We start from the raw sequence: 14,745 nt of genomic DNA, 5'->3' as shown, positions 1-14,745 counted from the left end.
CTCCTTTTTTTTGTTTTCCTCGCGGCGCGGCGGCCCGCCGCCCCCCCCCCCCGCCCCACGATCCCCCCTCGATTCCCCCGCGTCCCCCGCACAGTTTCTATCCACCCAGGCCCTTCGGTTCACCCCTTCGAGCAGGCGCTCGGAGTGAACCGGGGTGCACTGGGGGGCGCGTTCGAGATCCGCGCTTCTCTTCTTGATCATCGTCTGCCTAACGTCATCCGTATGGGACGCGCTGACCTGGCAACTTTGGTACGGATCTGCGATCCGGCCGGTCGGCCGCACGGCACCGGCTTTCTCGCCGACGACCTCGGCACGGTCGTGACCGGCCATGACGTCGTCCATGGCCTGGCCCGGCCCGTCGTGCTGCCGTTGGACGGCGGTGGTCCCGCGGTCGAGGCCGACTCCGTCACCCCGCTGCCCGGCAGCGGCCTCGCCCTCGTGCACACGAGCGGTCTTCGCGTCGTGCCCCTGCCGATCGGGGCACGCGAACGCGTGGAACCGGGCACGTACGTGCGCCTCGCGGCGGGTGGCTGGCGTGAGGCGCGCGTCCTCGCCGCCGCGCACGGCGTCCTGGAGCTCGCCATCGGCACGGACGGCAGCGACGCCCTGCGCCTCGTGGGCGGAGCCACCGGCGGGCCGGTGCTCGACGCGGCGACCGGGGCGGTCCTCGGCGTGCTCGCCGCCCCACCGCCACCGGGCACCGCCACGGCGGCCGTGCTCGTGCACCCCCTGGGCACCGCTCGCTCCGAGCCGCACGCCGCGCTCCTGCGCAGGAACGGCGCCCTCGCGCCCGCGTACGGACCGGACCTGAATCTGGCCGCGGTACTGGAGCTGACCGCGACCTCGCTCGCCCAGGCCGCCTGTCCGGACGCATGGCCCGAGCCCGTCCCGCGGCCCGAGGTCGCGGAGGAGTTCGCGGCGTTCACCGCGCACCACGGCGCGGCCGTGGTCCTCGGACTGGTCGGCGCACCCGGCACGGGCCGTACGACAGAGCTGCGCGCGCTCGCCGCTCGCCGCGCCCAAGGGCCGCGGCCCGCGCCCACGCTGTGGTTGCGCGGCGCCGACGTCCGGGCAAGCGACGCCTCCCTCGCCGACGCCGCGGCCCGCACGCTGCGCGGGGCCGCCCGCATCGTCGCCGTACCGGAGCACGCGGACGGCCGCGAGCGCGGGGCGAGCCCGGACCGGGTGGCGCGCCTGGCCGCAGAGGCGGGCCGGCCGCTGCTCGTCGTCCTCGACGGCCCGGAGGAGATGCCACCCGCGATGGCAACGGCGCTGCCGGGCTGGACGGCGTCCACCGCGGCGTGGCTGGCCGCCTCGGGCACCCGGCTGGTCGTGGCATGCCGTCCGGAGCACTGGGAGCAGGCCGGGGCGCTCTACCCGCCGCACCTGCTGCACCGCCCGGTCGGCGGGCCGACGCGATGGCCGGCAGGGGCCGCCCGCACGCAGACCGAAGGCATCCCGGCGGGGCCGGTGCGGGGGCAGGCGCGGATGCACGGGGCTGCGGCGGCGCGTGGAGTGCATGGAGCGCATGGGGTGCGGGAAGCGCAGGCGGCTCATGCGGAGCAGGGGGCCCAGGGAGCCCACGTGGTCCGGGGGCCTGCCGTCCGGGCCGAACACGGACAGCAGGCGGCGCAGGCGGCTGACGCAGCTCATGCGGAGCAGGCGGCCCAGGGAGCCCACGTGGTCCAGGGCCCTGCCGCCCGGGCAGCACAGGGACAGCACGCGACGCAGGCGGCTGACGCAGCGCACGCGGCGCCGGCAGTTCAGGCAGCGCACGCGACGCCGGTGCACGCTGCACACGCGACGGTGGCAGCTGACGCAGCCCACACGGCGTGGGCGGCTCATGCAGCGCCGCTGATCGGGGACGAGCCGGAACGCAGGGTTCCGGCGCCCCGTTCCCCGCACGCGCCGCCGCCGTCCCCCGCCGCAGGACCGGGCTGTCCCCACCCCCGTGTCCGGGACCCGCAGCCGCCGCCCGCCGTGCGTCTCGGCGACCTGAACCCCGAGCAGGCCCGGGCGGCCCGGCAGAGCTACGGGCTGGGACCCGGCAGCGTGGCAGCCGAGGACGAGCGGCATCCGCTCGTGCTCCGGCTCCTCTCGGAGGTGCACCGGGCCCTGCCCGGCGCCGTGCCGGGCACACCGGGGCGGGACGACGTCTTCGGCGCCTACCTCGACCTCCTCTGCCTGCGGATCGCGGTACGCATCACCGCCGCGGCCGGGTCCCCGCCCCGGGGCACTGCCGTCCGCCGGCTCGCCACCCGCGTCGCCGGGCGGGTGCACGAGGCCGCCCGGCGCTGCCTCGGGACCGGTCACGGCCAACTCGACCGTGCCTCGTTCGAGGAGCTGTTCCCCTGGGCGGGCGGCTGGGCGTCCGCCGCTCTCACCGAGACCCTCTTCGTCCCGGCGGGCAGCGGCTACCGCTTCGCCCATGAGGAGCTCGCCGACTGGATCCAGGGCGCGCATCTCGACGTCGACGCCGCGCTCCACTCGCTTGTCCACCGCCGTGAGCAGCACGGGCCGGGGGAGGACGGCCCGCCGCCCGTGCCCCGCCATCGCATCGGTCCCGTCTCCGAGGCCCTGCTGCGTCTCGGCCGCGAGCGCGGAGCACACCGACTGGCCCACCGGCTCGCCGGACTGGCCGAGGTGGCCCAGGACGACGCCCACGGCCGGCGGGACCCGGACGCTCGCTGGTGGGCCGTCAGGCTGCTGCACGAGGTGCTCGGCCGGGTGCCGGACGCCGAGCCGTGTCTCGCCGTCCTGCAACGGCTCGCGGAACGGCCGGGCGACGACTTCGGGCCCGCGTTCTGGGCGGGTCTGAGGCTCGCGGACCCGGCGAGGTTCGACCTCCTGCGGCGGCTCGTACCCGGCGACCCTTCCCCGCCGAGCGGCACCACACCCCACTTCCTGGAGCTCGCCGACGCGCGGCTGGCCGCCGCCCCCGCTGCCGTCCAGCCGCTGCTGTGCCGGTGGTTCGACGACGACACGCCCCTCACCGCGGGACCCGGCGCCACGGTGCGCCCCACGGTCGGCGCGGCCGCGCAGGCGCTGCTCTACGCCCGCCGGGACCTCGCGGCCGACGACCTGGCCGAAGCCCTGGCGGACACCTCCCATCCCCGCGCCGCCGAACTTCTCCGTGCGCTCGCGGAGGACGAACCGTCCGCGATGTGCCGGGCCGTGGACCGCTGGGCCCGTGACCCGCGCCCCGGGCGACGGGCCGCCGCCGCCCACTTCGGGCCGCTCATCGCGGCCGCGGCCATGAGCGACACCGACCGGGAACTGCTGCGACGGGCCGCCCGCGCCCTGCTCGCCGGCACCCGGGGCGCGCACGGACCCGCGCTCACGCTGCTGGTCCGCGACCCACTGAGCCGGGAGAGGCACCTGCCGCGGGCACTCGAGCTGTTCGCCGCCGGCGACCCCTGTCTGCCCGTCGACGCCCTCGCCGACGCGCTGACCACCCATCCCGGCCCGGTGCTCGCCGCGTTCAGGAGCCGGCTGCTGAGGCCGGGCACCTCCGCCCGAGCGGGAGAGACACTCGCCGCGCTCGCCGATGCCGCCACCTCCGCCGTGGCCCGCCGGGCGGCCGCCCTGGTCTGCGAGTACGTCGACCACCGCCCGGACGGCGCGGTGCACGCCGCCGCGTACCTCCACCACCGCCTCGAGCACGGACCGGACGGCCGGGACGTGCTGTTCCCGCTCGTCACCCACCTCGTGCGCGGCCGCCCCGCCCGGGTGCGCGGCGCCCTCGCTCCCGTGCTCGCGGCGGGCGGGGCTCCCGCATCCCGCCCCCTGCGCGCCGAGCTGCTGGAGGTCCTGTTGCGGTACGAGCAGTACGAGGCCCGTGACCTCACCGTCCTCGACGACCTGCTGTGCGCCGCCGCGCACGGCTGCGGGACCCGCGAGGAACAACGGACCCGGTCGCTGGTCCACCGGACGGGCCTGCTGCTCGTCCGCACCCCCAAAGGCGCGGCGTGCTTCGACCGGAGGCTCACCGAGCTGGCCCGTGAAGTGCCCGGCTTCGCCGTGCTCATGGCACGCTGGCCGGTCGCGGATCCGAAGCAATGGGCCGCGGTGGAGGCATGCCGGGCCCTCGGGATACGGGGGAGCCCGGTGCCGATGCCGACCCGGGCCGCCGGGCATGGCAGTCTTAGACCTGCGTAATCGGCAATCACGTACACAGGTTCGGGCGAGGAGCGGTCACAGTGCAGCGCTGGCGTGGCTTGGAGGACATCCCCCAGGACTGGGGACGCAGCGTCGTCACCATCGGCTCCTACGACGGCGTGCACCGTGGGCACCAGCTGATCATCGGACGTGCGGTCCAGCGGGCGCGCGAGCTGGGCGTGCCGTCCGTCGTGGTGACCTTCGACCCGCACCCCAGCGAGGTCGTCCGCCCGGGCAGTCACCCGCCGCTGCTCGCGCCGCACCACCGCCGTGCGGACCTGATGGCCGAGCTCGGCGTGGACGCGGTGCTCGTCCTGCCTTTCACCGCCGAGTTCTCCAAGCTCTCACCGGCCGACTTCATCGTGAAGGTGCTGGTCGACAAGCTGCACGCACGGGCGGTCATCGAGGGCCCCAACTTCCGCTTCGGTCACCGGGCGGCCGGCAATGTCTCCTTCCTCGCGGAGATGGGCCGGACGTACGACTACGAGGTCGAGGTCGTCGACCTGTACGTGCGGGGCGAGGCGGGCGGCGGTGAGCCGTTCTCGTCGACGCTCACCCGCCGGCTGATCGCCGAGGGCGACGTCGAGGGGGCCTCCGAGATCCTCGGCCGCCCGCACCGCGTCGAGGGCATCGTCGTGCGCGGCGCCCAGCGCGGGCGCGAGCTGGGCTTCCCGACGGCCAATGTCGAAACCCTGCCGCACACCGCGATCCCGGCCGACGGCGTGTACGCGGGCTGGCTGACGGCCGCCGGCGAGCGGATGCCGGCGGCGATCTCCGTGGGCACGAACCCCCAGTTCGACGGCACGGAGCGGACCGTGGAGGCGTACGCGATCGACCGGGTGGGACTCGAGCTGTACGGGCTGCACGTGACGGTGGACTTCCTGGCGTACGTGCGCGGCCAGGAGAAGTTCGACACCATCGACTCGCTGCTCGTGGCGATGGCGGACGACGTGAAGAAGTGCCGCGAGCTCACAGCGTCGTACGACGCCGGTCACTGACCCGCCGCAAGGCCGGGCGGCCTCGGGGCCGACCGGGGCGAGGCGCCCCCGGCCGCCCCACCAAGGAGCCTCAGTCCGCCTTCGTCGCCCAGTGACACGCCACCTGAGGTCCCGGCGCGTTCGGCAGGACCGGCAGCTCCCGCGAGCGGCACAGGTCGGCCACGCCGGCACGGGCCGCTTCGCCCGACGCCAGGATCTGGCAGCGGGCGTGGAAGCGGCAGCCCTCCGGGACACGGGACGGGTCCGGCGGTTCGCCGGTGAGCACCACCGGCGCGGACTCCGACTCCGGCAGCACCGACAACAGAGCCTGTGTGTAGGGATGCCGAGGTGACGTCAGCACGTCCTCCACGGGACCGGACTCGACGATCCGCCCGAGGTACATCACCGCCACCCGGTCCGCGATGTTCCAGGCGAGGCCCAGGTCGTGGGTCACGACCAGCGCGGAGAGCCCCAGTTCGTCCCGCAGCCGCAGCAGGAGCGCCAGGATCTCGCCGCGTACGGAGGCGTCGAGGGAGGCCACCGGTTCGTCGGCCACGATGAGTTCTGGCTCCAGCACCAGGGCACCCGCGATGACGACGCGCTGCCGCTGGCCGCCCGACAGTTCGTGCGGATAGCGGAGGAAGAAGCGCTCCGGCGGGCGCAGTCCGGCCCGGGACAGCGCCTGGGCGACCGCCGCGCGCTCGTCGCCCGCGTAGCCGTGGATCCGCAGGCCCTCCGCCACGGCGTCGTACACGGTGTGCCGGGGGTTGAGCGATCCGCTCGGGTCCTGGAGCACCAGTTGCACCCGCTTGCGGTACGCCTTCAGGGCGCGCGAGGCGTATCCGAGCGGCTCCCCGCCGAAGGTGACGCGCCCGGAGGTGGGCGGCACCAGGCCGAGGAGCGAACGCGCGAGCGTGGTCTTGCCGCAGCCGGACTCGCCGACCAGGGCGACGATCTCGCCCGCGCCGATGTCGAGGTCGACGCCGTCGACGGCCCGGGCGGAGGGCCCGCCGCGACGGCCGGGGAAGGCGACGTGGAGTCCGGTGGCGGAGAGCAGGGAAGAGGTGGTGGTCATGACGTGCTCCTGTGTCACTGCTGCTTCTCCGTCCCCACCAGCAGGCACGCCGCCCGGTGTCCCTCACCCGCCGTGACCAGTTCCTGGTCCTGCTCGGCACACGAGTCGAGCGCGACGGGGCAGCGCGGGTGGAACGTACAGCCGCCGGGAAGCGACGACGGGTCGGGCGGGTCGCCCGGCAGCCCGCGTGGGGCCCGGCGGGAGGCGGGGTCGCCGATGCGCGGGAAGGCGGCGGACAGGGCCCGCCCGTACGGATGCTCCGCCGTGCCGTACACGGCGCGGGCGGGACCCTCCTCCACGACCCGGCCCGCGTACATCACGGCGAGACGGTCGCAGGTGTCGGCGAGGACGCCCAGGTCGTGGCTGATCATCAGCAGACTGATGTCCTTCTCGGCGACCAGCTGCTCGATCAGCCGCAGGATCTGCGCCTGGATCATCACGTCGAGCGCGGTCGTCGGCTCGTCGGCGACGATCAGCTGCGGATCGCACGCCAGAGCCATCGCGATCATCACACGCTGGCGCTGCCCGCCGGACAGCTCGTGCGGGTACGCGTCAGCCCGGGCGGCCGGCAGCCCGACGTGCTGGAGCAGTTCACCGACACGGCGTTTCGCCTCGGCCGGTGTCGACCTCCGGTGCAGCATGATCGGCTCGGCGATCTGGTCGCCGACACGGTGCACGGCGTTCAGGGAGTGCATCGCGCCCTGGAAGACGATCGACGCGCCCGCCCACCGCACCGCCCGCAGCCGGCCCCACTTCATCGTGAGGACGTCCTCGCCGTCGAGCATGATCTCGCCGGTCAGCCGGGCGGAGACCGGCAGGAGCCGCAGCAGGGCGAGTGCCAGCGTCGACTTGCCGCAGCCCGACTCGCCCGCGACACCGAGCTTCTGCCCGGCGGCGAGGGACAGGTCGACACCGCGTACGGCGGGCACCGCGCGCTTCCCCGAGCCGTAGGTCACATGGAGGTTCCTGACCTCGAGCACACTCAACGCGCCACTCCCAGCTTCGGGTTGAGTACGGACTCGATCGCGCGCCCGCACAGGGTGAAGGCGAGCGCCACGAGTGCGATGGCGATTCCGGGCGGGGCGAGATACCACCAGTGCCCCGAGGAGACGGCGCCGGCCTCACGCGCGTCCTGGAGCATTCCGCCCCAGGAGACGACGGTCGGGTCACCGAGGCCGAGGAACGCGAGCGTCGCCTCGGTGAGGATGGCGCTGGAGATGCCCAATGTCGTCTGGGCGAGGACCAGCGGCATCACGTTGGGCAGGACATGCCGGTTCATGATGTGCCCGTGGCCGCCGCCGAGCGCCTTGGCACGTTCGATGTAGGGGCGGGACTCCACGGCGATGGTCTGCGCCCGGACGAGCCGCGCCGTGGTGGGCCAGCTGGTGATGCCGATGGCGATGATGACCGTCCACACGTTGCGGGACATCACGGTCGCGAGCACGATCGCCAGCACCAGTGCCGGCATGACGAGGAACCAGTCCGTGATCCGCATCAGCACGGTGGAGAACCAGCCGCCGTAGTGTCCGGCGATGATGCCGACCAGTGTGCCGATGGCGACCGACAGCGCGGCGGCCAGCAGACCCACGGTCAGCGAGATCCGCGCGCCCCATACCAGCAGTCCCAGCAGCGAGCGGCCGAACTGGTCGGTGCCGAGCGGGAATTCACCGCTCGGCTTCTCCATCGCCGTGCCCGGCGCGTTGGTGACGCTCTGGACGTCACCGCCGACGAGCAGCGGCGCGGCCAGCGCGGTCAGCGCGATGAGCGCCAGCGCGGCGAGGCCGAAGAGCCCCGCCCGGTGGCCGCGGTACGCACTCCAGAAGCGGGCCACGGAGTGCCGGCGGCGCGCCCACGTCAGGGACCTCGCGGTCGGGGCGTTCTTGCCGGCCGGGTCGGCCGGGGCGGCGGGAGCGGTCTTGGTCGGCGGCGTCGGTGTCGTCGTCATCGGCCCACCCGGGGATCGAGCAGCGGATACAGAAGGTCGGCGAGGAGGTTCATCACGATCATCGCGCCGGCGAAGACGACGAACAGTCCCTGGACGAGCGGCAGGTCGGGCACGCTGAGCGCCTGGTAGAACAGCCCGCCGAGCCCGGGCCAGGAGAACACCGTCTCGACCAGGATCGAACCGGCGGCCACATGGCCCAGGTTGATGAACACCATGGTGACGGTCGGCAGCAGCGCGTTCGGGACGGCGTGCCTGCGCCGTACGACATCGTCACGCAGGCCCTTGGCCCGTGCCGTCGTCAGGTAGTCGCTGCCCATCTCGTCGAGCAGCGACGACCGCATCACCAGCAGTGTCTGCGCGTATCCGACGGCGACCAGTGTGAGGACCGGCAGCACCATGTGATGGGCCACGTCGACCACGTACGCGAAGCCGCTCTCGGTGCCCGACTCCATGCCTCCGGTCGGGAACATCCCCGGGATCGGGCCGATCCCCACCGAGAAGGTGATGATCAGCAGCAGCCCGAGCCAGAATCCCGGCACCGACCACAGGGTGAGCGCCACGCCCGTGTTGAGCCTGTCGCCGAGGCTGCCGTGCCGCCAGGCGGATCGCGTGCCCAGCCACAGCCCGATCGCCGAGTAGATGACGACCGCCACACCCGTGAGCAGCAGCGTCGCCGGCACCTTCTGGAGAATCAGCTCTCCCACGGGCGCACGGAACTGGTACGACATCCCGAGGTCGCCGCTCAGCGCGCCGGCGCAGTAGTCCGTGAACTGCTGCCACATCGGCTTGTCGAGACCGAACTGCCGTCTCAGCGTGGCCATCTGCTCCGCCGACGTCGGCATGCCATGGGTCATGGCCTTCACCGGGTCGCCGGGGATGATCCGGAACAGGAAGAAGCTGGTGACGAGCACGGCGAGCAGCGAGACCGCCGCTCCGCCGATCTTGCCCGACACATAGAGCAGATAGGCGCGTACGTTGCCGCGCGCGGCGCGGGCCTCGGAGGCCCGCGCCACAGCGGTCGTGCCGGTGGTGCTTGTGGTGCTCATCGACTATTCACGGTCTTCCGCGGTGGAACGGCGACGCATCGCGACGAACAGCCCGAGAGCGGCGGCGAGGACGACGACCGCGCCGATGCCGATCGCCACACCCGCGGAGGAGCCGCTGTCCGAAGCACTCTCGGCCGCGGCCGGCTCCGCCGACCACCAGCTCCAGTAGCCGTCCTGGCCGTAGATGTTGCCGGCCGCCTCCGGCATCGTCGTGATGGACTTGATGTGGTCCGTACGGTACGCCTCGACGGCGTTCGGGTACGCGAGGATGTTCATGTAGCCCGTGTCGTACAGCCGCGACTGCATCTGCTTGACCAGGTCGGCGCGCTTGGCCGCGTCGTACTCGACGGCCTGCTTGGCGTAGAGGTCGTCGAACTGCTTGTCGCAGATGAAGTTGTCCGTCGCGCCGGTGTCCTTGGGCGTGGCGGGCAGTGCCGCGCAGGTGTGGATCGACAGGACGAAGTCCGGGTCGGGGTTGACGGACCAGCCGTCGAAGGCCAGGTCGTAGTCCCCCGCGAGCCACGGGTCGGAGACGTTGTCGAGGCACTCCACCTTCAGCCCGATGCCGAGCTCGCCCCACCACTCCTGGAGGTACTTGCCGATGGCCTTGTCGTTCGGGTCCGTGGCGTGGCAGAGGATCCGGAAGCCGAGCGGCTTGCCGTCCTTGTCCAGGCGCTTGCCGTCGGCGTTCTTCTTGTATCCGGCCTGGTCCAGGAGCTGGGCCGCCTTGGCCGGGTCGTAAGCGATCTTCTGGCTCGCCTCCGGCTTCCAGAAGTACGACTCGAAGCGGGGCGGGATGTAGCCCTCGCCCTCCACGGCGTGGCCCTGGAAGACCTTGTCGACGATGGTGGCGCGGTCGGTGGCGTGGAACAGCGCCTTGCGCACGGCCGGGTCGAGCAGCGCCTTGTGACCGTTGCCGAACTTCTTGCCATCCTTGGACTGCGCGCCCGGGTTCGTGGCGAGCGCGAAGAAGCGACGGCCGGGAGCGTCGTTGACCTTGATGTTATCGGCGCTCTTCAGCGCAGCGGCCTGGGCCGGGGTCAGGCCCTGGACGAACGACACCTCACCCTTCTGCAGGGCCGCGACGGCCGCGTCACCGTCCTTGTAGTACTTGAAGACCAGCTCGTCGAACTTGGGCGCGCCGCGCCAGAAGTCCTTGTTCGGCTTCAGCTTCAGATACTGGTCGACCTTGAAGTCCGTGATGACGAACGGGCCGTTGCCGACGATCGGGAACTGCTTGTCGTTGTTGAACTTGGAGAAGTCGTCGACCTTCTCCCACACATGCTTCGGGACGATCGGCACATCGAGCGCCGTCATCGTCGCCTGAGGCTTCTTCAGCTCTATGACGAGCGTCTTCGGGTCCGGAGCCGTGACCTTCTTGAAGTTGGAGGTGAAGCTGCCGTTGGCGGTGGCGGCGTTCTCGTCCGTCATCATCTTGTTGAACGTCCAGGCCGCGTCCTCCGCGGTGGCCTGCTTGCCGTCCGACCACTTGGAGTCGTCGCGGATGGTGTACGTCCACGTCAGCTTGTCGGGGGACGACTCCCACGCGGTGGCGAGTCCCGGGACGGTGTGGCCGTCCTTGACGTCGTAGTTCGTCAGGTAGTCGTAGGCCAGGCGGTGGATGGAGGTGCTGACCAGGCGCTGCGCCAGGAACGGGCTCAGCGAGTCGATGCTCTGCGACACCGCCACGGTGAGGACCTGCTTGCCGTCGTCGGCGGCCGCGGCCCGCGCCTGCGACTGCGCGACCGGACGGTCCTGCGGCCGGGCCTGTGCCTGGGGGGCCACGGCCCCCGCCGTCACCAGTGCCGTGGCCGCGGCGCCAGTGGCCAGGACCAATCGGAAGCGGGGGCGTTGCCGGGTTCTCTTGGATGAAGCCGTTGTGACCATGGACAGTGACCTCGCGTCATTACTCGCACGGAGAGGGCGGGTTGGTGATCTCTGGTTCGCCGGTTGGTGAAGCGAAGGTTTATCAGGGTGGTCATGCCGCGTCAACGGCCGCTCAAACCCCGTGTGGGCTGCGGGAATGCGACGAGGGCCCGCACCGGGGAGTCGGTGCGGGCCCTCATTGGTCAAGACCTCTGTCGCGTTACTGCTGAGGGGCTGGCGGCGCCTGCGGAGGCTGCTGCTGCGGCCATCCGGCGGGCGGGAACCGGCCGGGTGGAACGTGTCCTTGCGGATCGGTCACGGCGCCTGCGGGAGGCGTCGGACCGGCGGGGTTCGCCGGCGCCGTGGCCTGCTGCGGATGAGTTTGCTGCGGGTGCGGCGGCTGCTGGTGCGGCTGCGGCTGGGCGGGATGCGGCTGCTGCCAGCTCTGCGGCGGGTGCTGTCCCTGCTGCGGCGCGCCGTAGGGCGGCTGGGGCTGCTGCTGCGGGTGCTGAGGCTGCTGGTGCTGCGGCGGGTACGGCTGGCCGGGCACCGGTCCGCCGGGGGCGGGCTGGTGGCCCTGTGGGTGCTGCGGGTGAGGCTGCTGGGGCTGGCCGTGAGGCTGGCCCTGGGGGTGTCCCTGCCACTGTCCCTGGCCGTGGCCCGGCATCGGCGGGGCGGCCTGGGGCGGCGGGTTGCCGTCCGCCGTCCAGAGCCCCTGCTGCTGCTGGGCCCGCACGAAGTCCTCGGCGATCAGCGCCGACAGATTGAAGTACGCCTCGCGGGTCTTGGGCCGCATCATGTCGAGATCGACCTCGGCGCCCGCCGCCAGGTGCTCGTCGAACGGCACCACGACCACGCCGCGGCAGCGGGTCTGGAAGTGCTGCACGATGTCGTCCACCTTGATCATCTTGCCGGTCTCGCGGACCCCGGAGATGACCGTGATGGAACGCTGCACCAACTCGGCGTACCCGTGGGCGGACAGCCAGTCGAGCGTCGTCGACGCGCTGCTCGCACCGTCGACGGACGGCGTCGAGATGATGATCAGCTGGTCGGCCAGGTCCAGCACGCCGCGCATCGCGCTGTAGAGCAGGCCGGTGCCCGAGTCGGTGAGGATGATCGGGTACTGCTTGCCCAGCACGTCGATCGCGCGCCGGTAGTCCTCGTCGTTGAACGTCGTCGAGACGGCCGGGTCCACGTCGTTGGCGATGATCTCCAGACCGGAGGGCGCCTGAGAGGTGAACCGGCGGATGTCCATGTACGAGTTGAGGTACGGGATCGCCTGGACCAGGTCCCGGATCGTCGCCCCGGTCTCCCGGCGCACCCGGCGGCCGAGCGTACCGGCGTCCGGGTTGGCGTCGATCGCGAGGATCTTGTCCTGCCGCTCCGTGGCGAGGGTCGAGCCGAGCGCGGTGGTGGTCGTGGTCTTGCCGACACCGCCCTTGAGCGAGATCACCGCGATCCGGTAGCAGGACAGCACCGGCGTGCGGATCAGCTCCAGCTTGCGCTGCCGCTCGGCCTCCTCCTTCTTGCCGCCGAGCTTGAAGCGCGTGGCACTGGAGGGGTTACGGCTCGACTTGGGCTTCTGCTTGTTGTTGCGCAGCAGCCGGTCGGAGGAGAGCTCGACGGCCGCCGTGTATCCGAGCGGAGCTCCCGGTACGGAACGCTCACGCTGGTCGTGCGTGACCGGCGTGGGCCAGGCGCCACCCGTACGCGGGTCGACGGCCGGACCGGACGGCTGGGGAACGGCGTAGGCCCCGCCGGGCTGGGGCGCCGCCTGCGGAGGCGCGGCGTGAGGCGCCTGGCCCTGAGGGGGCTGGTGGCCCTGCGGCTGCTGACCCTGGTTCTGCGGCGGTACGGGGGCACCCGGCTGCACCGGCTGCTGTCCGGGCTGCTGCTGCCCCGGGTGGCCCGGCTGCTGCGCCGGCTGACCGGGCTGCTGACCCGGCTGGGGGAAGCCGTAACCGCCCTGTGGCGCGGCGGCATTGGGCACAGGAGCGCCGGGGTGTCCCGGCCCGCCCTGTTGCGGGAAGCCGTACCCGCCCTGCGGCGCGGGCGCCGGCTGACCCGGTGCCGCGGGCCCGGCCTGCTGCGGGAAGCCGTAGCCGCCGCCCTGGGGCGCGGTGGGGGGCTGTCCCGGGGCGCCCTGCTGCGGGAAGCCGTACGCGGGGGCCGGCGCGGGCTGCCCCGGTGCGGCGGGCCCGGTCTGCTGCGGGAAGCCGTAACCGCCTTGCGGCGCGGGGACCGCGGGCCCGCCGGGCTGCCCCTGCTGCGGCGGCTGCTGTGCCGGTTGCGGGAAGCCGTAGCCGGGGGCCTGGGCGGGCACCTGGGCGGCCGGGTCCGCGGCCGGTGCGGGCACGGTCCACTGCGGCGCGGCCGTCGGCGCCGCCGGCTGGAACTCGGGCGGCAGGGGCGGCAGTCCACCGCTCTGCGGCGGCGCCGCGGGAGCGGGGGCCCACGGCGCGGCTCCGGCAGGAGCGTCCTGCGGCTCGGCAGGGGCGGGCGCGGCGTCCTGGGGGGCGGCGGGCGCGGGAGTGGCGTCGGAGGGCTCGTCGTCGGCGTGCGGACCGGAGTCCGTGACGGCGGCGGCCTCGCCACCGTCCGTGTCGTCGCCTTCGTCGCCCGTGCTGCTCGCATGACCGCTCGGGGCGTCGGCGGACGACGCGTCGTCGGCCACGGGCTCGTCGGAGGCGTCGCTGTCCGCTCCGTCGGCACGTCGGGGGTCGTCCGAGGCGTCCGCAACGGATGCGTCGGCGACCACCGGCCCGGGCACGGCGCCCTCGGCCTCTGCTCCCGGCCCGGTCTCCGTCTCCGCCGGGGCCTCGGATTCCGCAGCCGGTTCCGTCTCCGCGTCCGGCTGCGGGCCGTCGGCGGCCTCGGCGTCCGTCCTGCCGGCCTCCGCGGCGGCCAGCTCGGCCATCTCGCGCTTGAGGGCGGCGGGGGAGAAGCGCATGGTGGCGCCGCTCTCCACGTCCCCGTCACCGAAGGACTGCCACGACAACTCCGGTGCCTGCGGCGTCGCGGGATCCTGCGCGGGCTCCTCGGCCGGGGCGGGCGCCTGCTCGGCCTCAGGAGCGGGCGCGGGAGCGGCGTCAGGCACGGGCACAGGAGTGGGCGCGGGAACAGCCGGAGGCGCGACGGGCGCCGGCTCCTGCGGGGTGGATTCCTGCTGCTGGGCGGGCGTGGGGGCGGGCGGCGTCTGCGACCAGTTCGGTTCGAACCCGCTGCCCGTGGGCAGTCCCGGCACCGCGACCGGCGCGCCCTGCGGCGGGGGCGGCGGAGGCGTCTGTGCCCCGGTGCCGCCCGCAGTGTCACCCGACGCGTTCTGTGTGTACCAGGCAGGCGGGGTGTAGTCGATGGTGAACTCACCCGTCAGCTCGGCGGGCTCCGCGTCGGACTCGTCGACGGGAATGTTCCAGCCCCCGTGGATGTCGTCCCGATCGCCGTTCACTTTGCCTCCTGGTGTGGTCGAGCACCCTTGTGCCGTCGTGGGTGGGGGCCACCGCCTTCTTCGGATCGGCCCGGCTCTCCCCCTGGGACGCTGTCGGCACACCCGTAGGTTCTTGTGCCGCGCCCCGACCCACCCTAATCGCCAACAACGCCACTCCGGCAGGCCCGTCAGGCCGTCGGCCACTGTCCAGTGCGTCACGCCCTGGCCACAGGTGACCCTGCTGCATCAGA

The 14,745-nt window shown here is 73.1% G+C and carries 8 protein-coding genes; 2 read left to right on the top strand and 6 right to left on the bottom strand.

Annotated features, from left to right (window positions below; genetic code table 11):
• The first annotated feature begins 222 nt into the window (after positions 1-222).
• Positions 223-4,158 carry a serine protease gene (locus AB0K36_RS29075; protein ID WP_364599989.1) on the top strand — a complete coding sequence of 1,312 codons (3,936 nt, stop codon included), beginning with the start codon at positions 223-225 and terminating at the stop codon, positions 4,156-4,158.
• A gap of 41 nt (positions 4,159-4,199) precedes the next feature.
• Complete coding sequence (locus tag AB0K36_RS29070; RefSeq protein WP_189473312.1) at positions 4,200-5,156, top strand: bifunctional riboflavin kinase/FAD synthetase; 957 nt, start codon at positions 4,200-4,202, stop codon at positions 5,154-5,156.
• Between the two features lie 70 nt (positions 5,157-5,226).
• Here the strand turns inward: AB0K36_RS29070 and AB0K36_RS29065 are convergent, their stop codons facing one another.
• From AB0K36_RS29065 to AB0K36_RS29040, 6 genes are all read right to left on the bottom strand, one after another.
• Entirely contained in the window at positions 5,227-6,210 is a 984-nt protein-coding gene (locus tag AB0K36_RS29065) for an ABC transporter ATP-binding protein (RefSeq protein WP_364599987.1), read from the bottom strand.
• Positions 6,211-6,224: 14 nt separating this feature from the next.
• Positions 6,225-7,196, bottom strand: a complete 972-nt coding sequence (locus tag AB0K36_RS29060) for an ABC transporter ATP-binding protein (RefSeq protein WP_364599985.1) — start codon at positions 7,194-7,196, stop codon at positions 6,225-6,227.
• Positions 7,193-8,155: an ABC transporter permease gene (locus AB0K36_RS29055; RefSeq protein ID WP_364599983.1), complete on the bottom strand. Its 963-nt coding sequence runs from the start codon at positions 8,153-8,155 to the stop codon at positions 7,193-7,195. The genes AB0K36_RS29060 and AB0K36_RS29055 overlap by 4 nt, the downstream gene beginning before the upstream one ends.
• Positions 8,152-9,201, bottom strand: coding sequence for an ABC transporter permease (locus tag AB0K36_RS29050; RefSeq protein WP_364599981.1), 1,050 nt, complete (start codon positions 9,199-9,201; stop codon positions 8,152-8,154). The genes AB0K36_RS29055 and AB0K36_RS29050 overlap by 4 nt, the downstream gene beginning before the upstream one ends.
• Positions 9,202-9,204: 3 nt before the next feature.
• Positions 9,205-11,088: an ABC transporter substrate-binding protein gene (locus tag AB0K36_RS29045; RefSeq protein WP_364599979.1), complete on the bottom strand. Its 1,884-nt coding sequence runs from the start codon at positions 11,086-11,088 to the stop codon at positions 9,205-9,207.
• A gap of 199 nt (positions 11,089-11,287) precedes the next feature.
• Positions 11,288-14,515 carry an SCO5717 family growth-regulating ATPase gene (locus AB0K36_RS29040; protein ID WP_364599977.1) on the bottom strand — a complete coding sequence of 1,076 codons (3,228 nt, stop codon included), beginning with the start codon at positions 14,513-14,515 and terminating at the stop codon, positions 11,288-11,290.
• Between the last annotated feature and the right edge of the window lie 230 nt (positions 14,516-14,745).

Origin of the sequence: Streptomyces kurssanovii, assembly GCF_040677245.1 — a bacterium.
Lineage (GTDB): Bacteria > Actinomycetota > Actinomycetes > Streptomycetales > Streptomycetaceae > Streptomyces > Streptomyces kurssanovii.
This window is presented reverse-complemented; position numbering and strand designations above follow the sequence as displayed.